Annotated in this window: 21 protein-coding genes; 9 read left to right on the forward strand and 12 right to left on the reverse strand. The window is 71.4% G+C overall.

Annotated features, from left to right (window positions below; genetic code table 11):
- Window positions 1–5: 5 nt before the first annotated feature.
- Window positions 6–863, reverse strand: coding sequence for a type I methionyl aminopeptidase (gene map / locus J5X75_RS01350; RefSeq protein WP_208465296.1), 858 nt, complete (start codon window positions 861–863; stop codon window positions 6–8).
- Between the two features lie 80 nt (window positions 864–943).
- Between map and J5X75_RS01355 the strand changes: the two genes are divergently transcribed.
- Complete coding sequence (locus tag J5X75_RS01355; RefSeq protein WP_208465297.1) at window positions 944–1,258, forward strand: STAS domain-containing protein; 315 nt, start codon at window positions 944–946, stop codon at window positions 1,256–1,258.
- On the opposite strand, the gene J5X75_RS01360 is transcribed toward J5X75_RS01355, so the two are convergent.
- The 7 genes from J5X75_RS01360 to J5X75_RS01390 form a co-directional block, all read right to left on the reverse strand.
- Window positions 1,245–4,799, reverse strand: coding sequence for a SpoIIE family protein phosphatase (locus J5X75_RS01360; protein WP_208465299.1), 3,555 nt, complete (start codon window positions 4,797–4,799; stop codon window positions 1,245–1,247). The genes J5X75_RS01355 and J5X75_RS01360 overlap by 14 nt on opposite strands.
- An 81-nt stretch (window positions 4,800–4,880) precedes the next feature.
- On the reverse strand, window positions 4,881–5,615 hold the full coding sequence (locus tag J5X75_RS01365; RefSeq protein ID WP_208465300.1) for a gamma-glutamyl-gamma-aminobutyrate hydrolase family protein: 735 nt from the start codon (window positions 5,613–5,615) through the stop codon (window positions 4,881–4,883).
- Window positions 5,600–6,313, reverse strand: coding sequence for a gamma-glutamyl-gamma-aminobutyrate hydrolase family protein (locus J5X75_RS01370; protein WP_208465301.1), 714 nt, complete (start codon window positions 6,311–6,313; stop codon window positions 5,600–5,602). The genes J5X75_RS01365 and J5X75_RS01370 overlap by 16 nt, the downstream gene beginning before the upstream one ends.
- Window positions 6,314–6,484: 171 nt before the next feature.
- Entirely contained in the window at window positions 6,485–7,249 is a 765-nt protein-coding gene (locus tag J5X75_RS01375) for a 3-oxoacyl-ACP reductase (protein ID WP_208465302.1), read from the reverse strand.
- A complete protein-coding gene (locus J5X75_RS01380) occupies window positions 7,250–8,611 on the reverse strand; it encodes an aldehyde dehydrogenase family protein (RefSeq protein ID WP_208465303.1) in 1,362 nt (453 codons plus the stop codon).
- Between the two features lie 16 nt (window positions 8,612–8,627).
- Window positions 8,628–9,974, reverse strand: a complete 1,347-nt coding sequence (locus J5X75_RS01385; RefSeq protein ID WP_208465304.1) for a glutamine synthetase family protein — start codon at window positions 9,972–9,974, stop codon at window positions 8,628–8,630.
- 95 nt (window positions 9,975–10,069) lie between these two features.
- Complete coding sequence (locus tag J5X75_RS01390) at window positions 10,070–11,566, reverse strand: amino acid permease (protein WP_208465305.1); 1,497 nt, start codon at window positions 11,564–11,566, stop codon at window positions 10,070–10,072.
- 598 nt (window positions 11,567–12,164) lie between these two features.
- Here J5X75_RS01390 and J5X75_RS01395 point away from each other — a divergent pair.
- From J5X75_RS01395 to J5X75_RS01420, 6 genes are all read left to right on the forward strand, one after another.
- Window positions 12,165–12,509 (forward strand): MerR family transcriptional regulator, encoded by a 345-nt coding sequence (locus tag J5X75_RS01395; protein ID WP_208465306.1) that lies wholly within the window; start codon window positions 12,165–12,167, stop codon window positions 12,507–12,509.
- A 23-nt stretch (window positions 12,510–12,532) separates the two neighbouring features.
- Window positions 12,533–13,768: a sensor histidine kinase gene (locus J5X75_RS01400; RefSeq protein WP_208465308.1), complete on the forward strand. Its 1,236-nt coding sequence runs from the start codon at window positions 12,533–12,535 to the stop codon at window positions 13,766–13,768.
- The gene (locus J5X75_RS01405) at window positions 13,765–14,409 is read left to right on the forward strand and encodes a response regulator (RefSeq protein ID WP_208465309.1); all 645 of its coding nucleotides are present in this window, start codon (window positions 13,765–13,767) and stop codon (window positions 14,407–14,409) included. The genes J5X75_RS01400 and J5X75_RS01405 overlap by 4 nt, the downstream gene beginning before the upstream one ends.
- 68 nt (window positions 14,410–14,477) lie before the next feature.
- Window positions 14,478–15,371, forward strand: coding sequence for an ABC transporter ATP-binding protein (locus J5X75_RS01410; RefSeq protein ID WP_208465310.1), 894 nt, complete (start codon window positions 14,478–14,480; stop codon window positions 15,369–15,371).
- Entirely contained in the window at window positions 15,368–16,435 is a 1,068-nt protein-coding gene (locus J5X75_RS01415; RefSeq protein ID WP_208465311.1) for an ABC transporter permease, read from the forward strand. Before J5X75_RS01410 ends, J5X75_RS01415 begins: the two co-directional genes overlap by 4 nt.
- A 77-nt stretch (window positions 16,436–16,512) precedes the next feature.
- Window positions 16,513–17,496: an LLM class F420-dependent oxidoreductase gene (locus tag J5X75_RS01420; protein WP_238487111.1), complete on the forward strand. Its 984-nt coding sequence runs from the start codon at window positions 16,513–16,515 to the stop codon at window positions 17,494–17,496.
- Window positions 17,497–17,718: 222 nt separating this feature from the next.
- Here the strand turns inward: J5X75_RS01420 and J5X75_RS01425 are convergent, their stop codons facing one another.
- Window positions 17,719–18,318: a PadR family transcriptional regulator gene (locus J5X75_RS01425; protein WP_208465312.1), complete on the reverse strand. Its 600-nt coding sequence runs from the start codon at window positions 18,316–18,318 to the stop codon at window positions 17,719–17,721.
- 123 nt (window positions 18,319–18,441) lie between these two features.
- On the opposite strand from J5X75_RS01425, the gene J5X75_RS01430 reads away from it, so the two are divergent.
- Entirely contained in the window at window positions 18,442–19,281 is an 840-nt protein-coding gene (locus J5X75_RS01430; RefSeq protein WP_208465313.1) for a GNAT family N-acetyltransferase, read from the forward strand.
- Window positions 19,282–19,407: 126 nt separating this feature from the next.
- Here J5X75_RS01430 and ispG read toward each other — a convergent pair whose 3' ends face one another.
- The 3 genes from ispG to dxr form a co-directional block, all read right to left on the reverse strand.
- A complete protein-coding gene (gene ispG, locus J5X75_RS01435) occupies window positions 19,408–20,580 on the reverse strand; it encodes a flavodoxin-dependent (E)-4-hydroxy-3-methylbut-2-enyl-diphosphate synthase (RefSeq protein WP_183216450.1) in 1,173 nt (390 codons plus the stop codon).
- Between the two features lie 88 nt (window positions 20,581–20,668).
- On the reverse strand, window positions 20,669–21,928 hold the full coding sequence (locus J5X75_RS01440) for a M50 family metallopeptidase (protein WP_208465314.1): 1,260 nt from the start codon (window positions 21,926–21,928) through the stop codon (window positions 20,669–20,671).
- Window positions 21,928–23,136: a 1-deoxy-D-xylulose-5-phosphate reductoisomerase gene (gene dxr / locus J5X75_RS01445; RefSeq protein ID WP_208465315.1), complete on the reverse strand. Its 1,209-nt coding sequence runs from the start codon at window positions 23,134–23,136 to the stop codon at window positions 21,928–21,930. Before dxr ends, J5X75_RS01440 begins: the two co-directional genes overlap by 1 nt.
- Before the next feature lie 66 nt (window positions 23,137–23,202).
- Between dxr and J5X75_RS01450 the strand changes: the two genes are divergently transcribed.
- A complete protein-coding gene (locus tag J5X75_RS01450) occupies window positions 23,203–23,994 on the forward strand; it encodes a YhjD/YihY/BrkB family envelope integrity protein (RefSeq protein ID WP_208465316.1) in 792 nt (263 codons plus the stop codon).
- Window positions 23,995–24,005 lie beyond the last annotated feature (11 nt).

Consider the following 24,005-nt stretch of genomic DNA (forward strand, 5'->3'; position numbering starts at 1 on the left):
GCCGGTCAGGGCAGGGTCAGGATCTCGTGACCGTCCTCGGTGACCACCAGCGTGTGCTCGAACTGGGCGGTCCACTTCCGGTCCTTCGTGACGACCGTCCAGCCGTCGCGCCAGATGTCGTACTCATGGGTGCCCAGGGTGATCATCGGCTCGACGGTGAACGTCATGCCCGGCTCCATCACCGTGGTGAGCTGCGGGTTGTCGTAGTGCGGGACGTACAGCCCGGAGTGGAACGCCTCACCGATGCCGTGGCCGGTGAAGTCACGGACCACGCCGTAGCCGAACCGCCGCGCGTACGCCTCGATGACCCGCCCGATGGCGTTGATCGGGCGGCCCGGGGCGACCGCCCGGATGCCCCGCATCATCGCCTCGTGGGTGCGCTCGACCAGCAGCCGCGCCTCCTCGCCGACGTCGCCCACGCAGAAGGTGGCGTCGGTGTCGCCGTGCACCCCGTCGAGGTACGCCGTGACGTCCACGTTGATGATGTCGCCGTCCTCCAGCACCGTGGAGTCCGGGATGCCGTGGCAGATCACCTCGTTCAGCGAGGTGCAGCAGGACTTCGGGAAGCCCTTGTAGCCCAGCGTCGACGGATAGGCGCCGTGGTCGAGCAGGAACTCGTGCACCACCCGGTCGATCTCGTCGGTCGTCACGCCCGGTTTGCAGTGCTCACCGGCCAGCTGCGTGGCCTGCGCCGCGATCCGGCCGGCGACCCGCATCTTCTCGATGATCTCGGGCGTCTGGACATGCGAGCCGCTCCACTCACGCGGGCGCTTCTTGCCCACGTACTCGGGGCGGACGATGTGCGCGGGGACCGACCGCCAGGGCGACTGCTTTCCCGGCACGAGAGGGGCACGTACGGTCATGACCACAGCCTAACCGGCCACCCCGGAGCCGATCGGACCTGTCCTTGCCGCCTCCGGGACCCTGTGAAATCGTATTCGGCGTGGATCAAGAGGGCCTGGACCCGAACTTCTCGGCGGTCGGTGAGGTGACCGGTGACCGGGTCGCCGTCACGGTGACCGGTGAGGTCGACATGGCCACCGCCGACGCGCTGTTCCGGGCCGCCACCCCGGACTCGGTCACCTCCGCCTCCCTCGACCTGCGGGCCGTGACCTTCTTCGACTCGGCGGCCATCCACACGCTGATCCGTCTGGCCGACCACTATCCGGGGGCCCTCGAGGTCTACCCCTCCGACCGGGTGCGCCGGGTGCTGGACATCTCCGGGCTCGGCGACCAGCCCTGGGTCAAGACGATGTGAGCGACGGGGTGAGCGGCCGCCGGAGCCGCACCTCGGTGCCGTCCACGCCACGATGCACCGACAGTTCGGTGAGGGCGCCGATCAGGGCCAGGCCACGGCCACGGAAGCCGGGGTCGGCGGCCGGCCGCCAGCCTCCGGTGTCGCGGACCGTCACGGTCACCGCGCCGTCGTCGAGCGACGCGGTCACGGTGATCACCGGTTCGGCCGGGTCGACCGGATGCTCGATGGCGTTCGCGGCCGCCTCGGAGACCGCCACCACCAGGTCGAAGGCGTCCGCCTCGGGCACCCGGTGTGCGGCCAGGAAGTCCTCCAGGCGCCGGCGCAGCACGGTCAGCCGGCCCGGTTCGGCGGGCAGCCGCAGCACGAACTCGCGCGGCTCGGTCACCTCCAGGGCGACCAGGGCGATGTCGTCGTGCCGGGTGTGCCGGGCCGCCTCGGCGAGCAGCGCGTCCAGCAGGTCGTCGATGTGGTCGGCCGGTTCGGCCGCGTCCACGGTCAGCTCGGCCATGCCGCTGTCGATGCCCTCCCGGCGGTCCTCGATCAGGCCGTCGGTGTAGAGCAGCAGGCGCGCGCCGGCGGTCAGCGACGTCTCCCGGGTGGGGTAGGTGACCGAGCCGAGCGCCCCGATCGGCGGGCCCAGCGCCGCGCCGTACAGGAAGGTGCCCGGCTCGCCCGGGGCGACCACCACCGGTGACGGGTGGCCGGCCGACGAGTAGCGCACCCGGCGGGTCCGCGGGTCGAAGCCGACACAGAGGACGGTCGCGAACTGCCGCCGGCCCAGCGTGTCGACCAGCCGGTTGAGCCGGGTCAGCGCGGTGCCGCAGTCGAAGCCCTCCAGCAGGTACGCCCGCAGCGCGTTACGCAGCTGCCCCATGCCGGCGGCCGCCTGCACGCCCTTGCCGACCACGTCGCCGATCACCAGGAACAGCTCGCCGTCGGGGCCGGGGATCACGTCGTACCAGTCGCCGCCGACCCGGGCCTCGCTGCTGCCCGGCACGTACCGGCCGGCCACCAGGGCGCCCGGCACCCGGGGCAGCGACTGCGGCAGCAGGCTGTGCTGGAGGGTCGAGGCGATCCGGTGCTCGGCCTCGTAGAGCCGCGCGTTGGCCAGCCGCAGCCCGACCAGCCGGGCCAGCTGGGTGAGCACGGCCGGCTCGGGGGACCCGTCCGGCCCGGCCCAGACCCGCAGCTCGCCCAGGGGCGGCCCGGCGGTGTCCGGCAGCGGCAGCACCACGTCCGCCGGCGCGCCCGCCGCGGCGCCGCCGTCGCGCTCGGCCCGGGCGCCCGGCGCGGTCAGCACCACCCGCCCGGCCGCGGTCATGGTGAGCACGTGCCGGGCCGCGACGTCGAGGACCTCGGCGGTGGTCGGCACCGCGTTGAGCGCGGCGGCCGCGTCGACCAGCCCGCGCAGCCGGCTGACGGTCCGCCGGCGCAGCTGGCCGAGTTCCAGGTTGGCCCGGACCCGGGCGATCAGCTCCCGGGTGGAGAACGGCTTGGCCAGGTAGTCGTCGGCGCCGGCGGCCAGCCCTTCGACGGCCGCCTCCTCGCCGGCGCGGGCGGACAGCACCACGATCGGCACGTCCCGGGTGCGCTCGTCGGCGCGCAGCCGGGCGATCAGGCCGAAGCCGTCCAGCCGGGGCATCATGACATCGGTCAGCACCAGGTCGAACTGGTCCCCGGCGGCCAGCTCCAGCGCGTCCGCGCCGTCCACCGCGGTGACCACCTCCCAGTACGGCCCGAGCAGTCGCGAGACGTGTTCGCGCAGGTCGGCGTTGTCGTCGACGAGCAGGATCCGGCCGCCCACGCCACGTCCCACCGGCTGCGGCGCCTCCGGGCCGTCCCCCGCCCACCAGGTCACCTCGTCCACCCAGAGCAGCGGCCCGGCCGTCTCGCCGGGCGCCGCCGGGTCGTCGGTGATCCGGTCCGGCGGCAGGTGGGCCGTGCCGAACGGGATCCGCACGGTGAACTCGCTGCCCACCCCGGCCTCGCTGGTCACGCCGACCGATCCGCCGTGCAGTTCGGCCAGCTCGCGGACCAGCGCCAGCCCGATGCCGGTGCCCTCGTGGCTGCGGGACCAGGCTCCGGTGACCCGGTGGAACCGGTCGAAGAGCAGCGGCCGCTGGTCGGCCGGGATGCCGACCCCGGAGTCCCGGACGGCGAGCACGGCGTGCCCGTCCACGGCCCGGACCCGGACCTCGACGCCGCCCTCGCGGGTGAACTTGACCGCGTTGGAGAGCAGATTGAAGACGATCTTCTCCCACAGCTCGTGGTCGACGTGGACCGGTTCGCCGAGCGGCGGCGCGTCGACGGTGAGCGTCAGCCCGGCCCGCTCGACGGCGGGCCGGAACGTGCCGGCCAGCCGGGCGGTGTGCCCGGCCAGGTCGGTCGGCCGGTAGACGGCCCGCATCCGCCCGGACTCCATCCGGGAGAAGTCGAGCACCGTGTTGACCAGCTTCAGGAGGCGCAGCCCGTTGCGGTGCACCGGGGTGAGCCGGTCACGTAGCGGCCCGTCCAGCGCCGGGTCGTCGAGCAGGTCCTCGATCGGGCCGAGGATCAACGTCAACGGGGTACGGAACTCGTGGCTCACGTTCGAGAAGAAGTTGGTCTTGGCCTGGTCCAGGGCGGCCAGCTCGGCGCCGCGGCGGCGCTCCTGCTCGTACGCCCGCGCGCTGGCCACCGCCCGGGAGATCTGCGCGGCGGCCAGGTCGAGGAAGTCCCGGTAGTCGCCGTCCAGCGCGAGGAACCGGCTCACCCCGACGACCAGCGCGCCGACCGTGTCCGCCGCCACGCCGATCGGCAGCACCAGCGCCTCCGCGGCGGCCGACGGGCCGGGCTCGGTGAGGTCGGCGAGCGGGACGAGGCCGGGGCGCCCGCTCTCCCGGACCGCCCGGATCGCCGGGTGCGGGTCCGGATCGTCCAGGATCAGCGCGGCGAACGGCACGTCGTCGCCGTTCTCGGTGAGGACCGCGGCGGCCTCGGCGGCGAGCGCCCCCTGGTCCGGCGAGTCGGCCAGGCGGCGGCCCAGGGCGCTGAGGGTCCGGACGCGCCGCTCACCGAGCACCCGGCCGGTGGTCTCGGTGACGATGCACATCACCCCGCCCGGTGTGCCGTCGTCGGCCCGGATCGGGTCGTACGAGATGTCGAAGTACGTCTCCTCGAGGAACCCGTACCGTTCCAGCATGAACGGGTGGTCGCGGGCGTAGAACGACTGGTCGTCGGCGAGCACCCCGTCGAACAGCTGGTGCAGCAGCTCCCACGCCTCGGCCCACAGCTCGCCGCCGGGACGGCCGAGGAACCCGGGGTGCTTGCCGCCCATGGTCACGGTGTAGGCGTCGTTGTAGAGGGCGACGTACTCCGGCCCCCAGAAGATGACCATCTGCGCCCGGGAGGCGAGCATCGTGGACACCGCGCCGACCAGCTCGGGCGGCCAGGTGGACGGGTGCCCGATCGGGCTGGTGGACCAGTCCAGGGCGGACATCCGGGCGCCCATCTCGCCGCCCCGCTCGAAGGCGTTGCGCAGCCGCCTCGGCAGGGCACCCATGCATGCCTCCCACGGATCACCGGACGCGGGCGGCACACCCGGTCCCGTGGCACGTTAACACCGGAGCGGCCGGTCCGCTCATCAGGCGGCGACGGCCCGTCCGCGTACCGCCGCCTCGACGAGTGCCTCGAAGGGCCGCAGGTCGTTGGTCCGCTCGGGGTGCCACTGCACGCCGAGCGCGAACGGCTGCCCGGGGTGTTCGACGATCTCGATGACCCGGTCGTCGGGGCACCAGCCGACCGGGAGGAAGGCGCCCGGATCGGCGACCGCCTGGTGGTGGAACGAGTTCACCGTGAGGCTGCGGCCGAACAGGCGGTGCGCGAGGGTCTCGTCCTCGATCACCACGTCGTGCCGGCCGTAGTCGGAGGCGTTGGCGGCCAGCGGGTCGGTGCCCGGGGCGGCCCGGTGCCGCTCGTGACCGACCAGGTCCGGCAGGTGCTGGTGCAGCGAGCCGCCGGTGGACACGGCCATCATCTGCATGCCGCGGCAGACGCCCAGCATCGGCAGGCCGGCGTCCAGCGCGGCGCCCATCAGCATCAGCTCGGATCGGTCGCGGACCTTGTCGACCTCGGTGGCCGGGTGCGGCGGGGCGCCCCAGTTCGCCGGGTCGATGTCGCCGCCGCCGCAGAACACGATGCCGTCCAGGGCCTCCAGCACGTCGGTGCCGGGATCGTCGGGGGTGATCAGGACGGCCCGGCCGCCGGTGGCGTGCACCGCCTTCACGTAGGTCATCGGCAGCATTCCGGCCATCAGGTCGTTCCGGCCGTACTGCACCTGCTCGGCGTAGGCGGTGAGGCCGATCAGCGGTCTGCGCATGTTCCGGTGCTCTCCTTCGTGGCCGCCGCCACCAGGGCGCCGAAGAGACGCCGGTCCCGGCCGGTCTCCGGATGCCACTGGACACCGAGGACGAAACTCCGGTCCGGATCCTCGACCGCCTCGGGCAGACCGTCGGGGGCCCAGCCGGTGACGGTCAGCGCTCCGGGGTCGGCGACCCCCTGATGGTGGAAGCAGTTGATGGTCGGGTCATCGCCCATCAGCGCGGCGATCCGGCTGCCCGGAGCGAACCGCGCGGACTGCGAGCCGTAGATCCCCGGGCCCGGGCGGTGCTTCTCGTGGCCCAGCACGTCCGGCAGATGCTGGTGCAGGCTGCCGCCGGCCGCCACGGTGAGCAGCTGCATGCCCCGGCAGACGCCGAGCAGCGGCAGGTCCCGGTCCAGAGCCGCGTGGAGCAGCGCCAGCTCGGCGGCGTCGCGTTCCGGGTGGGTGACGGTGGCCGGGTGCGGCTCCTGGCCGTACCGGTCCGGCTGCACGTCCGGGCCACCGGCCAGCACCAGGCCGTCGAGGCGGTCGAGCACGTCGGTGTCGAGGTCGTCGGGCGGCAGCAGCACCGCACGGCCACCGGCCAGCCGGATCGCCTCGACGTAGTCGTGCGGCACCAGCGCGGACTCGAGATCGACCCAGACGCCCCACGTCGCGGGCAGCACATAGGACGTTATGCCGATGATCGGACGCATCGCACCACCGTAGTCACAGGCGCGCGGCGCCGGTGAACCGGCGCCGCGTCACGGGCCCTCTGTCCCACCCCCACGGGGATCTGACCCGTACGGGCGGGGATTCGACCCCTCACACCTTTTTGAACTGGGTGTCTTGGGGCTTCCTTATCCACCGTAGCGGGTCGGTAAACCTCACAGCGGCGTTACGTACGCCCCGGTGATCCCGCCGTCGACGACGAACTGCGACGCCGTCATGAACGACGCGTCGTCGCTGGCCAGGAACGCCACCGCGGCGGCGATCTCGGTGGGCTCGGCGAACCGGCCCATCGGCACGTGCACCAGCCGCCGGGCGGCCCGCTCCGGGTCCTTGGCGAACAGCTCCATGAGCAGCGGCGTGGCCACCGGCCCGGGGCAGAGCGCGTTGATCCGGATGCCCTCGCGGGCGAACTGCACGCCCAGCTCGCGGGTCATCGCCAGCACGCCGCCCTTGCTGGCGGTGTAGGCGATCTGCGAGGTGGCCGCCCCTAGCAGGGCCACGAACGAGGCGGTGTTGATGATCGAGCCCTTGCCCTGCCGCTGCATGTGCGGGATCGCGTACTTGCAGCAGAGGAAGACGCTCGTGGTGTTCACCTTGAGCACGCGCTCCCAGGCGTCCAGGCCGGTCACCAGGATCGAGTCGTCGTCGGGCGGCGAGATGCCGGCGTTGTTGAAGGCGATGTCGACCCGGCCGTGCCGCTGCACCACCCCGTCGAAGAGCGCCTTGACCTGCTCCTCGTCGCTGACGTCACAGGCCACGAACTCGCCGCCGACCTCTTCGGCCGCCGCCTTGCCGGCCTTCTCCGAGATGTCGACGCAGACGACGAATGCCCCTTCGGCGGCGAACCGCCGGGCGGTGGCCAGCCCGATCCCACTTCCGGCGCCGGTGATCACGGCGACCCGGCTCAACAGACGTTCCACTCAGTCTCCCGTCGAGATGAACACGTTCTTCACATCCGTGAAGGACAGGGGTGCGTCCGGGCCCAGCTCACGCCCGAGACCGGACTGTTTCATGCCACCGAACGGGGTCCAGTAGCGCACCGAGGAGTTGCTGTTGACGCTCAGCGCGCCGGTCTCCACGGCCCGTGAGACCCGCAGCGCCCGGCCCACGTCCCGGGTCCAGAGCGAGCCGGACAGCCCGTACTCGGTGTCGTTGGCCAGCCGGATCGCCTCCTCCTCGTCCCGGAACGGCAACACGCTCACCACCGGGCCGAAGATCTCCTCGCGCCAGTGCCGGTCCGCGTTCGAGCGGGCCAGCAACACGGTCGGCGGAAACCACCATCCCTTCGCGTCCGGCGCGGTGCCGCGGAACGCGATGTCAGAGCCGTCGAGGTACGACGTGACGGCGGCCCGCTGTCCGGAGGAGATCAGTGGTCCCATCTCCGACGAGTCATCGGCGGGGTCGAGCACCCGGAAGTTCCGGACGGCCGGTTCGAGGAGCGCGAGGAACCTGTCGTACACCGATTCCTGAACCAGCAGCCGGGAGCGCGCGCAGCAGTCCTGCCCGGCGTTGTCGAAGACGGCGCCGGGCGCGGCGGCGGCCGCGGCGTCGAGATCGGCGTCCGCGAAGACGATGTTGGCGCTCTTGCCGCCGAGTTCCAGGGTGACCCGTTTCACCTGGTCGGCACAGCCCGCCATGATCGACTTGCCGACCTCGGTGGATCCGGTGAAGCAGACCTTGCGCACCGCCGGGTGGGTGACGAACCGCTGCCCGACCACACTGCCCCTACCCGGCAGCACCTGGAACACGTTCTCCGGGAGCCCGGCCTCCAGCGCCAGCTCGCCGAGCCGGATCGCGGTCAGCGGGGTCAGCTCGGCCGGCTTGAGCACCACCGTGTTGCCGGCCGCCAGCGCCGGCGCGAACCCCCAGCCGGCGATCGGCATCGGGAAGTTCCACGGCACGATGATCCCGACCACGCCGAGCGGCTCGTGGAACGTCACGTCGATGCCACCGGGCACCGGGATCTGCCGCCCGGCCAGCCGCTCCGGGGCGCCGGCGTAGTAGTTCAGCACGTCCCGGACGTTGCCCGCCTCCCAGCGCGCGTTGCCGATGGTGTGCCCGGCGTTGCGCACCTCCAGCCGCGCCAGCTCCTCGATGTGCTCCTCGACCACCGTCGCGAAGCGCCGCAGCAGCCGCGCCCGGTCCCCGGGCGAGACCCGGCGCCACTCACCGAAAGCGATCCGCGCGCGCTCGATCGCCGCGTCGGTCTCCGCAAGACCCAGCGACGGTACGGTCGTGAAGACCTCACCCGTCGAAGGATCGATCACCTCTGTAGTCCGCACGCCAAGATCCTCACACTCAGAGGCGCTCGAATCCACGGCGCAACTCCCAGTCCGTCACCGCGGCGTCGTAGGCCGCCAGTTCCACCCGTCCCATGTTCGCGTAGTGGGCCACGACGTCCGGGCCGAACGCGGTTTCCGCCACCCGGCTGTCCGCCCACAGCGCGGTCGCCTCCCGCAGGGTGCCGGGCACCCGGCCGGCCTCCGGGTCCTGATAGGCGTTGCCGGTGAACTCGTCCTCCAGCGACAGCTCGTTCTCGATGCCGTGCAGGGCCCCGGCCACCAGGGCGGCGATCGCCAGGTACGGGTTCACGTCCCCGCCCGGCACCCGGTTCTCCACCCGCATGCCCTGACCGTGCCCGGCGATCCGCAGCGCGCAGGTCCGGTTGTCGACGCCCCAGCGCAGCGCGGTCGGCGCGAACGACCCCGGCTGGTACCGCTTGTACGAGTTGATGTTCGGCGCGAAGAGCAGGCTGAACTCCCGCATCGTGGCGAGCAGGCCGGCCAGCACCCGCTGCCCGGTCTCGCTGAGATGGGCCGGGCCGTCGCCGAGCATCGCCGACCGCCCGTTCTCGTCGCGCAGCGAGAAGTGGATGTGGCAGGAGTTGCCCTCCCGCTCGTTGGGCTTGGCCATGAAGGTGAGCGCCATGCCCTCCTGGGCGGCGATCTCCTTGGCCCCGTTCTTGTAGACCACGTGATGGTCGGCCGCGGTCAGCGCGTCCGAGTAGCGGAAGGCGATCTCGTGCTGGCCGAGGTTGCACTCGCCCTTGGCGCTCTCCGGGGTCAGGCCGGCGCCGTACATGTCGTTGCGGATCCGGCGCAGCAGCGGCTCCACGCGGGCGGTGCCGAGCAGCGAGTAGTCCACGTTGTACTGGTTGGCGGGGATCAGGTCCCGGTAGTTCTTCTGCGACGCCTGCTCGTAGGAGTCCCGGTAGAGGACGAACTCCAGCTCGGTCCCGGCGTACGCGGACAGGCCGTGCGCCGCCAGCCGGTCGAGCTGGCGGCGCAGGATCTGCCGGGGTGAGGCCGGCACCGGCGCCCCGGACACGTCGTACAGGTCGGCCAGGACCAGCGCCGTGCCCGGGTGCCACGGGATCCGGCGCAGGGTGGAGAAGTCCGGCCGCATCACGAAGTCGCCGTAACCGGTGGACCAGGAGGACATGGCGTAGCCGTCGACGGTGTTCATGTCGACGTCGACCGCGAGCAGATAGTTGCATCCCTCACTGCCGCCGGACACCACCTCGTCCATGAAGTAGCGCGCATGCAGCCGTTTGCCCTGCAGGCGGCCCTGCATGTCGGTCAGTGCCAGCAGCACCGTGTCGATGCCGCCGTTGTCGACGGCGACGTCCAGCTCCTCGAGATCCATGCGAACAGTCCTATCAATGAGAATTATTCAGGACGGTGGAGACGTGGCCATTTCACTGATCCACAGCATCAGGCAAGGTAGGTCCTGAATAACCCTCAGTCCGTGGACTCGCCGTGGGCGGCCTTCTCCAGCAGGTTCTGCTTCGGTCCGGTGAACCACGTCCGGGCCCCGGCGAACCACCAGATCGCGGCCGCGCCGAGCACCACGGCCACCGCGACGATCGTGTAGTTGAACGTCTCGGCGGTGATCGGCGAGCCGGGCGGCAGTACGAAGAGGACACAGATGATCCCCACCCAGACGATCGCGATCCAGCCGACCGGGGCGCTCCACCTGCCGAGATTCCACGGGCCGGGCTGGAAGTCCGGGTTGAGCCGGCGCAGCAGGACCGGGCCGACATAGGCGATGTAGAGCCCGATCACCGCGATCGAGGTGGCCGCGTAGTAGGCGACCACGTTCCAGAGCGACGGCAGGACCAGGAGCGTGGAGAGGGCCACGCAGAGCCAGATGGAGTTGGTCGGCGTACCGGTGCGGGGGTTGACCCGCTTCCAGATCCGCGAACCGGGAAGCGCGTCGTCGCGGGCGAAGGCGTAGGACATCCGGGAGTTCGCGGTGACCGACGCCATCCCGCAGAACCACTGCGCGATCATGCAGATGAACAGCAGGAACGCGCCGAGGTCGTGGCCCGCCGCGTCGATGAAGATCTGCGCCGGGGGCAGGCCGAGCGGGGTGCCCAGCGAGCCCTCGTAGTCCTGGATGGACCAGGTGATCGCGACCAGCAGCACGAAGCCGGCGACGACCGACACCACCACGGACATCACGATGCCGCGCGGGGCGGCCCGGGCCGCGTCGTGGGTCTCCTCCGCGACGTGCGCCGAGGCGTCGTAGCCGGTGTACGTGTACTGCGCCATCAGCAGGCCGACCAGGACGGCGTAGACGCCCGCGCCGGCGAACGTGAAGCCGGTGGCGTTGTGCACCTCGAAGAACACCTCGGAGAGCGGCTTGTGCTGGTCCGGGACCACGGCGAGGACTCCGACGATCACCGCGACGCCGATCAGGTGCCACCAGGCGCTGACGTCGGAGAGGATCCGGACCAGGCTGACGCCGAAGGTGTTCAGCAGGCCGTGCACGGCGATGATGACCAGGAAGATCAGGAAGGTCTTGAGCGCCGTGACCTCCATGCCCAGGGTCAGGCTGAAGAAGGCCGCCGTGGTGATCGCCGCGCCGAAGTCGATGGCCGCGGTCACGGCCACCTCGCCGAGGAAGTTGAACCACCCGATGAACCAGGCCCAGGCGGCCTTGTTGCGTTTGGCCAGTGCGGCGGCCCACCAGTAGAGGGCGCCGGCGGTCGGGTACGCCGAGCACACCTCCGCCATCGCCAGCGCCACGAAGGTGACCATGACGCCGACGCCGAGCCAGCCCAGCGTGATGGCGGCCGGCCCGCCGGCCTTCATGGCGATGCCGTACGAGGTGATGGCGCCGGCCAGGATCGAGATGATCGAGAAGGAGACGGCGAAGTTCGAGAAGCCGGAGAGCCGGCGGTGGAGTTCCTGTTTGTATCCGAGTTGGGCGAGCCGTTCTTCGTCGGTGCTCACGTGAGTACCCCCTACCCGAAGGTGTGTGACCTGAGCCACTAATGCCGTGATGATCGCTCCGCCGTGTTACGGGCGTCAATGACAGGGGTTAATTGCGTTGCCGCGTGACCGGGCCGGTGCGAGCCTGAATGCGGGCGGTTCCTCGGCCGGGCCGCCCCCGCGGGACTCACCTCCCAGCGGCGGCGCGGGGCGCGGTCACCTCTCTCTTCGGCAAGCGCCCGCCCCGCGCCGCCGCTCTCCCGGAAAAGCGTTTCCCCAGCTCAGTCAGACCTTTGCCCCTAAAAAATCTACAGCGGCGAGTCTAGAAATCCGTCCGGCGCAGGCTTACATTCGATGAGTCGGCCACGGCCGGCAAGCAACTGGCACAGTCGCTGAGTTGAGGAGGAGGACGAGATACCGCAGCAACGCGTAATCAAGACGTCCCCGGCCCGACAAGAGGTGATCGCAGCCGATGCCCATCACTCCGGTCGACCGCTAGCGGCACGCAGCCGGTCGACCACATGCGCCGGCAGTGACCGGCACAAGAATTGAAAAGCCAGGGCCCCGGTTACCCGCCGGGGCCCTGGACTATGTGCCGACTTCGGGTACGAAGGGACCCATGGAGGACCGAGACGCGCCGGTGCACAGCATGGGCCGGGCCGCCGCCGCGATCGGCGTGACACCCGCGTTCCTGCGCAGCCTGGACGAGGCCGGGCTGATCGAGCCGGAGCGCTCGCACGGCGGGCACCGCCGCTACTCGCGCCACCAGCTCGACCTCGCCGCCCGGGTCCGCGTCCTGCTCGACGAGGGTTTCCTGCTCGCGGCCGCCTGCCGGATCGTCACGCTGGAGGACCGCCTCGAGGCCGCCCACCGCCGCATCCGTGAGCTGGGCGGCCGGGTCACGCCCGACCAGGACGCCACCATCCCCACCCAGACCCGGCGGTCGCCGCGTTCCCTGATCTGAGGGGCCCGTGCGACCCTCACCGCATGCCATCGGTGAACCCCGACGACTGGCGACGGCCCGGGCCGACCGCCCGCCAGCGCCGCACCGACGTGTGGACCGGCCTGGCCGTCGCCGCCGTCGCCCTGCTCAACCTCGTCATCGTCCGGAGCGCCGGATTCGCCGACTCCGAGCGCGCCGCGCCGCTGGCCGAACAGATCTGCTGGGTGCTGGCCATCACCCTGCCGCTGACCGTGCGCCGCCGCCACCCCGACGTGGTGGCCGTGGTGATCGCGGCGGCCTTCATCGGCGCCCAGGCCCGCGGATCCCAGGAACAGCAGGTCACCATCGGTGTGCTGTTCGCCTCGATCTACACCCTCGGCGCCTGGGGCCGGAACCGGGGCCGGTCCCGGCTGCTGCGACTGGTGATCATCGGCGCCATGTTCGCCTGGCTCGCCGCCGTCTTCGTCATCTTCGGCGGCGACTCGGTGGCCCCCGCGGTCAAGGCTTCGGCGGCGTTCAACACGTTCGTGGTGAACGCGGCCTTCTTCGCCTTCTGCTACCTGATGGGCGACGCCGTCTGGCGCGGCGTCCGGCACGGCTACGAGCTCGAGGAACAGACCGCCGAACTGCTGGCCGCGCACGCCGCGGCGGCCGAGCGGGCGGTCCTCGGCGAGCGGGTCCGGATCGCCCGGGAACTGCACGACGTGGTCGCCCACCACGTGTCGGTGATGGGCATCCAGGCGTCCGCCTGCCGCCGGGCCATGGACAAGGACCCGGCCCGCGCACGGACCGCGCTCACCGCCGTCGAGGAGGGCGCCCGGACCGCGGTCGAGGAGCTGCGGCGGATGCTCGGCGCGCTGCGGGCCTCCGGGGCGCCGGAGGCCGGCAGCCCGGCGGGCATCGACCGGCTGCCGGAGATCGCCGAGCGGGCCGAGGAGGCGGGACTGGCCGTCCGGTACGCCGTCTACGGTGATCCGGTGCCACTGCCCGAGTCGCTGTCCCAGGCCGCCTACCGGATCGTCCAGGAGGCGGTGACCAACACCCTCAAGCACGCCCACGCGAGCACGGTCGACGTACGGGTCCGCTATCTCAGCGGGCAGATCGAGCTGGACGTGACCGACGACGGGCGGGGCGGACCGGCCGACGGCGGCGGGCTGGGCGTGATCGGCATGCGCGAGCGGGTGGCGGTGCACGACGGCACCCTGGAGCACGGGCCACAGCCGAACGGCGGGTACCGGGTCCGGGCCCGGATCCCCTACCCGGCGAAGGCGGCGGCATGACCATCAGTGTGCTGCTGGCCGACGACCACCAGCTGGTCCGGACCGGGTTCCGGGTCATCCTCGAGATGGAGGACGACATCACCGTGGCCGGCGAGGCGGCGGACGGCGCCCAGGCCGTCGAACTGGCCCTGCGGCTGCGGCCGGACGTCGTACTGATGGATGTCGAGATGCCCGGGATGGACGGCCTGGAGGCGACCCGCCGGATCGCCGCCGCGGGAGGCCCGTCGGTGCTGATCCTGACCACCTTCGACCGCGACGACTACCTGTTCGCCGCGCTCCGGGCCGGGGCCAGCGGTTTCCTGCTCAAGAACGGCACGCCGGAGGCGCTCACCGAGGCGGTCCGGGTGGTCGCCGCCGGGGAGGCCCTGCTCGCCCCGGCCGTCACCCGCCGGGTCATCTCCACCTTCACCGCGCCGGTGGCCGCCGGCGTCCGGCTGGACCAGCTCACCCCGCGCGAGCACGAGGTGCTGGTCCTCCTGGCGGGCGGCGCCACCAACGCGGAGATCGCGATCGCCCTGCGGCTCGGCGAGACGACGGTGAAGACGCACGTAAGCCGGGTGCTCATGAAGCTCGGCGCGCGCGACCGCACGCAGGCCGTGGTGCTGGCGTACGAGCTCGGGGTGGTCCGGCCCGGCGGGTGAGGTCCTCCGCGAGGATGACGTACCCGAGCCGGACGACGGGACATCGACGCGGATCTAGCGTGGTTCCCATGACCACCGTCCTGAACGTCGATGCCGTGAACCGGTCCTTCGGCGAACGTCAGGTCCTCAAGGACGTCTCGTTCACCGTGGACTCCGGCCGGCTCACCGGCTTCGTCGGCGCGAACGGCGCCGGCAAGACCACCACGATGCGGATCGTCCTGGGCGTGCTCGCCGCCGACAGCGGCGCGGTGACCTGGCACGGCGCCGCGATCACCCGGGCGGACCGGCAGCGGTTCGGCTACATGCCGGAGGAGCGCGGCCTCTACCCGAAGATGACCGTGGCCGAGCAGATCGTCTACCTCGGACGGCTGCACGGGATCGCCGCCGCCGACGCCCGCCGGCGCACCACCGCCCTGCTGGACCGGCTGGAGCTGACCGAGCGGGCGAACGATCCGGTGGAGAAGCTGTCGCTGGGCAACCAGCAGCGCGCCCAGATCGCCGCCGCCCTGGTGCACGACCCGGAGCTGCTGGTGCTGGACGAGCCGTTCTCTGGGCTGGACCCGATCGCCATCGAGACGGTGCTCGCCGTGCTCCGCGAGCGGGCCCGCGCCGGCACCGCCGTGCTCTTCTCCAGCCATCAGCTCGAGCTGGTCGAGCGCCTCTGCGACGACCTGGTGATCATCGCCGACGGGACGATCCGGGCCGCCGGCTCCCGGTCCCGCCTGCGCGATCAGTACACCCTGCCCCGGTTCCGGATCGAGGTGGACTCCGACGCCGGCTGGCTGCGCGACGAGCCCGGGGTGACGCTGGTGGAGCTGGACGGCCGCCGTGCCGTCGTCGACCTCGATCCCGGCGCCGACGAGCAGCCGCTCCTGCGCGCCGCCCTGACCCGTGGCCCGGTCCGCGCCTTCGCGCCGGTCCGCCCCTCCCTCGCCGAGATCTTCCGAGAGGTGATCCAGTGACCACGTTCGAAGCCGCCAAACTGGTCGCGGGCCGGGAGATCCGGGTCAAGCTCCGCGACAAGACCTTCCTTTTCAGTACGGTCCTGCTGCTCTTCTTCACGGCGCTCGGCGTGGTCCTGCCGGTGCTGATCAACGGCGGCCCGGACAAGGTCGCCGTGGTCGGCGCCACCCACGTCGCCGCCCTGGAGCGGGCCGGCCTCGAGGTGGTCACCGTTCCGGACACGGCCGCCGCCGAACGGCTGGTCCGCGACGAGGAGGTGACGGCCGCCGTGGTCGACGGGCCGAAGGTGCTGGCCCTGGAGGAGGAGCCCGGCAACGTGGTGGCGGCGCTCAGCACCTCGCCCCCGGTGGAGTTCCTCAATCCGGACGCCCTCGACGAGGCGGCCCGCTTCCTGGTCCCGTTCGCCCTGGCCACGCTCTTCTTCTTCACCACGATCTCGTTCGGCGTGCAGATCGCGCAGAGCGTCACCGAGGAGAAGCAGACCCGGATCGTGGAGATCCTGGTCGCCAGCATCCCGGTCCGGGCGCTGCTCATCGGCAAGGTGGCCGCCATGACCGTGCTCGCCTTCGGCCAGCTCGCCCTGATCGCCGTGGTCGGGCTGGTCGGCATGCGGGTGGCCGACGTGGGCGGCCCGGTGATCGACGCGATCCTCCCGGCGATCGGCTGGTTCCTGCCGTTCTTCGTCATCGGCTTCCTGATGCTCGCGGCGCTCTGGGCGGGTGTCGGCGCGCTGGCCGCCCGTCAGGAGGATCTCGGCTCCACCACGGCCCCGCTCCAGCTCCTCGTGATGACCCCGTTCTTCCTGGTGCTGGCCTTCCAGTCGAACCCGGCGGCGATGACCGTGCTGTCCTACGTCCCGTTCTCCGCCCCGGTGGCCATGCCGGTCCGGCTGTTCACCGGCGAGGCCGCCACCTGGGAGCCGTTCGTGTCGCTGGCCCTGCTCCTGCTGACCAGCGCGCTCACCCTGCTGGCCGGGGCCCGGATCTACCAGGGGTCGCTGCTGCGCACCAACGGGCGCACCTCGTTCGCGACCGCGTGGCGCAATCCCACCCCGGTCGGCTGAGCCGGCCCGGCGGAGAAATCCCACAACCGTTCCGAGGTGGTGGACATCACGTGATCGTGAACGGCAGGATCGAGGTCATGTCGATGCGATGGGGCATGACCGTACCGTTCGGCGGTGTTCCGCTGGCCGACCACGCGCCCGTCTTCACAGCGCTGGCCGACGCGGGTTTCACCGACGCCTGGACGGCCGAGGTGGCCGGGAGCGACGGGTTCACCCCGCTGACCCTGGCCGCCGCGTGGGAGCCACGGCTGCGCCTGGGCACCGCCATCGCCCCGGTCTTCACCCGCGGGCCGGGCCTGCTCGCGATGACCGCCGCCGCGCTGGCCGAGGCCGCGCCGGGCCGGTTCCAGCTGGGCATCGGCGCGTCCTCGCCGGTCGTCGTCGGCGACTGGAACGCGGTGGAGTTCACGAAGCCGTTCGAGCGCAGCCGGGGCGTGCTCCGCTTCCTGCGCACCGCGCTCGCCGGGGAGCTGGCCGACGGCGAGTTCGGCGCCTTCCGGGTGCGCCGGTTCCGCCTGGAACGCCCGCCGGCCGTCCCGCCGCGGGTGCTGCTCGCCGCGCTGCGCCCCGGCATGCTGCGCCTGGCCGCGGCCGAGGCCGACGGCGTGATCCTGAACTGGCTGTCCGCGGGCGACGTCGCCACCGCGCTCGACGAGACCAAGGAGGCGCGGCCCGGCTTCGAGGTGGCCACCCGGATCTTCATGGTCCCCACCGAGGACGCCGCCTACGCCCGCGCCGTGGGCCGCCGCCTGATCACGTCGTACCTGACCGTCCCGGCGTACGCCGCCTTCCACCGCTGGCTGGGCCGCGAGGAGGTCCTCACCCCGATGTGGCGGGCGTGGGAGTCCGGCGACCGCAAGGGCGCGCTGGCCGCCCTCCCGGACTCGCTCGTCGACGACCTGATCGTGCACGGGTCGCCGGACGAATGCCGGGCCCGCGTGCAGGCGTACGCGGACGCCGGCGTCACCGTTCCGATCATGGCGCTGACCCCCACCCCGGAGCTGGAGCGCGGCGGGCTCCCGGCCCTCCTGGAGCTGATCACCGCCCTGGGCCGTAACTGACGGTCGGCTCTCCGGGCCGTCTCGACGCCCTTGAAACGACCCTGAGAATCGGCCGGACCACCGATCTCAGCCCGGCGGGCGCGGCAATGGCTGGACCCGGCAGACGCTCGCGCGGAGCCGGCGGGACGGGGTGTCCTCGGCGGGCGCGTTCCACCGCGTACCAGAAACGGGTTTACGAAAGGGCGCACCCGGAGCTTGCCGGATGCGCCCTTTCGTGGGGGTTCACTCGCTCTCGGCGAGGATGGCGTAGAGCTTGCGCCGGGTCTCGTTGAGCACCTCGAGCGCCTTCTGACGCTGCTCCGGGGTGCCGCTGAAACCGACCTGCTTGAGCGCGCCCATGATGCCGACCGCCGCGTCGCGGAAATCCTGCACCTGGGACATGGTGTCGGCGCCGATCTGGGCCCACGGCGGGTTCTGTGCCGCGGTCTCGGCCTCGGGCCGGCCGTCCTCGGTGAGCCGGTAGCTCTTGCGGCCGCCCTCGGCGGTCACCTCGATGAGGCCCTCGTCCTCCAGCAGCTGGAGGGTCGGGTAGACCGAACCGGGGCTCGGCCGCCAGATTCCCCCCGTGCGGGAATCGAGCTCCTGGATCATCTCGTAGCCGTGCATCGGGCGCTCCAGGAGCAGCGCGAGGATGGCGGGCCGGACGTTCTGCCGGGCGCCGCGACCACCACGCCGTGGCCCTGGCCTGCCGCCGAAGTCGGGCGGCGGGAAGCCGGGGCCACCGGGGCCGCCGAAGGGAAAACCGGGCGGGAAACCGAAGCCGCGCCGGCGCGCCTCGCCGATCCAGCCACCGTGTCCGTGTCCTCCGTGTGCGTGCCTCATGATCTTCTCCGTTCTGTCGTCGATAGTTAGACGATATATCGGCAATCTGTCGGCGGCAAGGGTTTCTGAGATCGCGGGGTTGCGGTACGTGTCAGCGGGCGCGCATCTGGCAATGTGATACCTGTGTTGACGGTGCCCATTCGCCAGCTCGGTGAGCCCGAGCGCGCGGCCGTCGAGCGGATCCTCGACGCCGACCCCTACGCGGGCGCCCAGATCGCTGAGCGGGTCGCGGCACACGGCCTGAACTGGTGGCGGTCGGACGGGCGGATCTACGGCTACGAGCCGGATCGCCACATCGAGTCGATCATCTGGTCCGGGGCGCACCTGGTGCCGGTGGGCGCGACGCCGCCCGCCACGGCCGCCTTCGCCGATCTGCTGGGCGCCGAGCCACGGGTCTGCTCGTCGATCATCGGCCGCTCGGAGGCGGTGCTCGATCTGTGGGACCGGCTCGGCGGCAACTGGGGGCCGGCCCGGGACGTCCGGCCGCATCAGCCGCTCCTGGTCACCGACCGGGATCCGATGGTCCGCGCCGACCCCTCGGTCCGGCTGGTCCGCGCCGTCGAGGTCGATCAGCTCTTCCCGGCCGCGGTGGCGATGTACACCGAGGAGGTCGGCGTCTCACCGTTGCAGGACGACGGCGGACGCGGCTACCGGCGGCGGATCGCGGAGCTGGTGAAGGCGAAGCGGGCGTATGCGAAGTTCGACGGCGATCTGGTGATCTTCAAAGCCGAACTGGCGATCGTCACCCGGCGGACGACGCAGGTCCAGGGCGTCTGGGTGCACCCGGACTACCGCGGCAGCGGCATCGCCACGGGCGCCATGGCGACCGTCGTGGCGGACGCCCTGCGCCGGGTCGCGCCGACGGTCAGTCTCTACGTCAACGACTACAACACGACGGCCCGCCGAGTCTACGCACGCTGTGGCTTCGTCTCGGCGGGCTCGTTCGCCACGGTTCTCTTCTAGCGATTCGCCGCCGACGACGAGAGGCCCGGCCTTTCGACGCCCGCGGGGTTGCGGGTGGCGGAAGAGCGGACCTCTCGTCGTCGGTTACCAGGCGAATCGCCGCGGAGCGAAGCGGAGCCAGTTGGCTCAGTGCACGGTCACCGTCGGGCCGGGGAGCAGGTCGCGCAGCTCCTCGGGCAGGTCGGCGCCCATCTCGTCGGCGAGGCGCAGCGCCTCCTCGACCAGGGTCTCCACGATGATCGACTCGGGCACGGTCTTGATGACCTTGCCCTTGACGAAGATCTGGCCCTTGCCGTTGCCGGACGCCACACCGAGGTCGGCCTCACGGGCCTCACCGGGACCGTTGACGACACAGCCCATGACGGCCACCCGCAGCGGCACCGGGAACCCGTCGAGAGCCGCGGTGACCTGCTCGGCGAGGGTGTAGACGTCGACCTGGGCCCGGCCGCAGGACGGGCAGGAGACGATCTCCAGGCCGCGCTCGCGCAGACCCAGCGACTCCAGGATCTGGTTGCCGACCTTGATCTCCTCGACCGGCGGGGCGGACAGCGAGACCCGGATGGTGTCGCCGATGCCCTCGGCCAGCAGGGCGCCGAACGCCACGGCCGACTTGATCGTGCCCTGGAACGCCGGGCCGGCCTCGGTCACGCCGAGGTGCAGCGGGTAGTCGCACTGCTCGGCGAGCTGCCGGTACGCCCGGATCATGACGACCGGGTCGTTGTGCTTCACCGAGATCTTGATGTCCCGGAAGCCGTGCTCCTCGAACAGCGAGCACTCCCAGAGCGCCGACTCGACCAGCGCCTCGGCGGTGGCCTTGCCGTACTTCTCCAGCAGCCGCTTGTCGAGCGAGCCGGCGTTGACGCCGATGCGGATCGGGATGCCGGCGTCGGAGGCCGCCTTCGCGATCTCCTTCACCTTGTCGTCGAACTGCCGGATGTTGCCCGGGTTCACCCGGACGGCGGCGCAGCCGGCGTCGATCGCGGCGAACACGTACTTCGGCTGGAAGTGGATGTCGGCGATCACCGGGAGCTGCGACTTCTTGGCGATCGCTGGCAGCGCCTCGACGTCGTCCTGGGACGGGACGGCGACCCGGACGATCTGGCAGCCGGACGCGGTGAGCTCGGCGATCTGCTGCAGCGTGGAGTTGACGTCCGACGTGAGGGTGGTGGTCATCGACTGGACGCTGACCGGGGCGCCGCCGCCGACCAGAACTCCCCCGACGTTGATCTGACGGCTCTGCCGACGGGGGGCCAACGGCGGCGGGGGTACGGCCGGCATGCCCAGACTGATGGAAGTCATTGGAAGTTGTTCACGACCTTCCGTGAGTCGCAGAGAGAGTGAGTTTCGGATCCATGGTCTCCACCGTCGTGAACAACTTTCATAGCACTCACTTGAAGATCGTGATCGGGTTGATGATGTCGGCGGTGACGGTCAGCAGGGTGAACGCACCACCGATCAGGATGACCGCGTACGTCACGGGCATCAACTTGTAGTAGTCCACCCGGCCCGGATCGGGCCGCCGGAAGCGTTTGTAGACCCACGAGCGGATCGCTTCGAACCAGGCGATGGCGATGTGCCCACCGTCGACCGGCAGCAGGGGCAGCAGGTTGAACAGCCCGATGAACACGTTCAGCGAGATGAAGACCTGCCAGAAGACCTCGGGCACACCCTTCTCGATGGCCTCGCCGCCGATCCGGCTGGCCCCGACCACACTGATCGGGGTGTCCGGGTCGCGCTCGTCGCCGGTGATCGAGTTCCACAGCGCGGGGATCTTCTCCGGGATCCGGGCCATCGCCTTGAGCGAGTTCTCCACCAGGTACCAGTTGAACTCACCGGAGGCGGGAATCGCGCTGAGGGGACTGTACTGGATCACCGTGGGCTGGTCGGGCTCCCAGTTCACCCCGGCGACCGGCACCTGGGAGACCGGGCCCTTCGGGTCGTCCAGCGGCGGCCGTTCGGCGCTGACCAGGGTGACCGTGGTGGTCTGGGTCCGGCCGTCCCGCACGTACTCGAACGGGGTCGGGCCGGCGGCCTGTGCCCGGATGGCGTCGGTGAGCTGCCCGTAGTTGGCCACCGCGGTCGTGCCGACCTTGGTGATCACGTCGCCGGTCCGCAGGCCGGCGGCGTGGGCCGGCGCCGCCACGGCGCTGCCCTGGCCGGGCACGCACTCGGTGCTGGTGTCCGACAGGGAGGTCCGGACGCAGTCGCCCACGTAGATCGTCGCGGAGGCGGCACGCTGCTCCGCCGCGGTGTTCGGCAGAGCGATGTTCGGCAGGCCGATGCTCCAGGCCATCACCCAGGCGCCGACCAGCGCGAGCATGAAGTGGGTGATCGAGCCGGCGGCCATCACGACGGTCCGCTTCCAGACCGGGAACCGCCACATGGCGCGGTGCTGGTCCTCCGGGGCGACGTCGTCGTCCTGCGGCGTCATCCCGACGATCTTGCAGAATCCGCCGAGCGGGATGAGCTTCAAACCGTATTCGGTCTCACCCCGGTGGAACGAGAAGATCGTCGGGCCGAACCCGACGAAGTACTTGGTGACCTTCATGCCGAAGCGCTTGCCCGTGATCATGTGACCCAGCTCGTGCAGGCTCACCGAGATCAGAATGGTCAGCGCGAAGGCCGCCGCACCCAGCCAGAACAGCATCAGGCTCCTTCAGCCACAGTCGCGATCGTCCGCTGTGCCTGGGCGCGGGCCCACGCCTCTGCGGCAAGCACGTCATCGACGGTACCCGGTTCCGCGAAGTCGGGGGCCGCCGCCAGCACCCGCTCAAGGGTGTCGACGATGCCCAAGAACGGTAGCCGACCGGAGACGAAAGCGGCCACACACTCCTCGTTCGCCGCGTTGTAGACGGCCGGCAGGCAGCGCCCGGCCCGGCCGGCCTGCTTGGCCAGCCGCACCGCCGGGAACGCCTCGTCGTCCAGCGGGCGCAGCTCCCAGTTGTGCGCGCTCGTCCAGTCGACCGCGGCCGCCGCGTGCGGCACCCGCTCCGGCCAGGCCAGGGCCAGGGCGATCGGCAGCCGCATGTCCGGCGGGCTGGCCTGGGCCAGTGTCGAGCCGTCGGTGAACTCGACCAGCGAGTGCAGGACCGACTGCGGGTGCACCATCACCTCGATGTCGTCGTACGCCACCCCGAACAGCTCGTGCGCCTCGATCACCTCGAGCGCCTTGTTCACCATGGTGGCCGAGTTGATCGTCACGACCGGGCCCATGTCCCAGGTGGGGTGCTTGAGCGCCTCCTCCGGGGTGACGTTCGTCAACTCGTCGCGCCGGCGGCCCCGGAACGCCCCGCCGCTGGCCGTCAGCACCAGCCGCCGCACCTCGGCCGCCGTCCCGCCGCGCAGGCACTGGGCGAGCGCCGAGTGCTCGGAGTCGACCGGGACGATCTGGCCCTCCTTGGCGACGCGGCGGACCAGCGGCCCACCGGCGACCAGGGACTCCTTGTTGGCGAGGGCGAGGATCCGGCCGCTCTCCAGCGCGGCCAGGGTGGGCGCCAGGCCGAGGCTGCCGACCACACCGTTGAGCACCACGTCGCACGGGTGCCTGGCCAGCTCGGTCATCGCGTCCGGACCGGCCACGATCTTGGGGAGTTTGAAGTCGCCGGTGGCCCAGCCCCGTTTCTGCGCCTCGGCGTAGAAGGCGAGCTGGAGATCCTGGGTGACCGAGGAGCGGGCCACGCCGACCACCTCGACACCCAGCTCCAGGGCCTGGGCGGCGAGCAGTTCGACGTTGCCGCCGCCGGCGCCGAGGGCCACCACCCGGAACCGGTCCGGGTTGCGCCGGACGATGTCGATGGCCTGGGTGCCGATGGACCCGGTGGAGCCGAGCAGTACGAGGTCACGCATACCACTCATCTTTCCGGACGGCCGCACCCCGGTTGCGATCAGGCCGGAACGGGGTATCGGACCAGCGTGCGATCGATGGCTCTCCCGCGCGGGAAGGATCTCGCGCTGCACTCGGCCGCGATCACCTTCTACTCCGGGATCGCGGTGGTTCCGGTCGCCCTGCTCGCGGTCTGGCTGACCGGGCTGGTGGTGGGCGCGGACCGGGTCCGCCGGCTGACCGGCCGGACCATCGAGGCGCTGCCGGACGACATCGGCGTACCGCACGCGCTCACCGCCCTCATCGACGCCGGGCTGGCGCTGACCCCGATGCTGGCGCTGGCCAGCCTGCTCCCGGCCACCCTGTACGGCGAGGGCCTGCGCCGCGCCTTCGCCTCGATCGCCCGCCCCGGCGAGAGACTGGTCGGCTGGCGGGGCCGGGTGCTCTGGCTGCCGCTGCTGGCCGCCGCCCCGGCCCTGCTGCTGGCCCTGCTCCTGGCCCTGCCCACGACGAGCGGCCTGTGGCTGCGGGGCGGCTGGTGGTCGGTGCTCGGCGTGGTGCTCTCGTTCCTGGCCGTCTGGCTGGTGCTGACCCCGGTGGTGATCTGGGTCTACCGCTATGTGGCGCCGGGTCGCCCGCCCTGGCTGCCCACCGTGCTGATCGGCTCGTTCACCGCGGCGAACCTCTCCGGTTTCCTGCACGGTTTCGTGCTCTTCTGCTCCCTTCCGCTGGACCTGGGCCTGCCGTTCGGCGGATTCACCGAGATCGGCGGGGTGGTCGCGGTCGGTCTCTGGCTGTACCTGTTCCACGTGATCGTGCTGACCGGGTTCGCGGCCACGCGCTCTGTCAAGGAGCGTTCGACCGAGGATGCCGCGCCGATCGGAAGGTAGCGTGGCAGCAC

The sequence above is a fragment of the Actinoplanes flavus genome (genome assembly GCF_017592555.1).
GTDB classification, from domain to species: Bacteria; Actinomycetota; Actinomycetes; order Mycobacteriales; family Micromonosporaceae; genus Actinoplanes; species Actinoplanes flavus.

Bases quoted from the DNA above. Each gene is read 5' to 3' on its own strand.
- map (WP_208465296.1), bottom strand. From the start codon at position 863: ATGACCGTACGTGCCCCTCTCGTGCCGGGAAAGCAGTCGCCCTGGCGG.
- J5X75_RS01360 (WP_208465299.1), bottom strand. From the start codon at position 4,799: ATGGGTGCCCTGCCGAGGCGGCTGCGCAACGCCTTCGAGCGGGGCGGC.
- J5X75_RS01365 (WP_208465300.1), bottom strand. From the start codon at position 5,615: ATGCGCAGACCGCTGATCGGCCTCACCGCCTACGCCGAGCAGGTGCAG.
- J5X75_RS01370 (WP_208465301.1), bottom strand. From the start codon at position 6,313: ATGCGTCCGATCATCGGCATAACGTCCTATGTGCTGCCCGCGACGTGG.
- J5X75_RS01385 (WP_208465304.1), bottom strand. From the start codon at position 9,974: ATGGATCTCGAGGAGCTGGACGTCGCCGTCGACAACGGCGGCATCGAC.
- J5X75_RS01395 (WP_208465306.1), top strand. From the start codon at position 12,165: ATGGAGGACCGAGACGCGCCGGTGCACAGCATGGGCCGGGCCGCCGCC.
- J5X75_RS01400 (WP_208465308.1), top strand. From the start codon at position 12,533: ATGCCATCGGTGAACCCCGACGACTGGCGACGGCCCGGGCCGACCGCC.
- J5X75_RS01405 (WP_208465309.1), top strand. From the start codon at position 13,765: ATGACCATCAGTGTGCTGCTGGCCGACGACCACCAGCTGGTCCGGACC.
- J5X75_RS01410 (WP_208465310.1), top strand. From the start codon at position 14,478: ATGACCACCGTCCTGAACGTCGATGCCGTGAACCGGTCCTTCGGCGAA.
- J5X75_RS01420 (WP_238487111.1), top strand. From the start codon at position 16,513: ATGTCGATGCGATGGGGCATGACCGTACCGTTCGGCGGTGTTCCGCTG.
- J5X75_RS01425 (WP_208465312.1), bottom strand. From the start codon at position 18,318: ATGAGGCACGCACACGGAGGACACGGACACGGTGGCTGGATCGGCGAG.
- ispG (WP_183216450.1), bottom strand. From the start codon at position 20,580: ATGACTTCCATCAGTCTGGGCATGCCGGCCGTACCCCCGCCGCCGTTG.
- J5X75_RS01440 (WP_208465314.1), bottom strand. From the start codon at position 21,928: ATGCTGTTCTGGCTGGGTGCGGCGGCCTTCGCGCTGACCATTCTGATC.
- dxr (WP_208465315.1), bottom strand. From the start codon at position 23,136: ATGAGTGGTATGCGTGACCTCGTACTGCTCGGCTCCACCGGGTCCATC.
- J5X75_RS01450 (WP_208465316.1), top strand. From the start codon at position 23,203: ATGGCTCTCCCGCGCGGGAAGGATCTCGCGCTGCACTCGGCCGCGATC.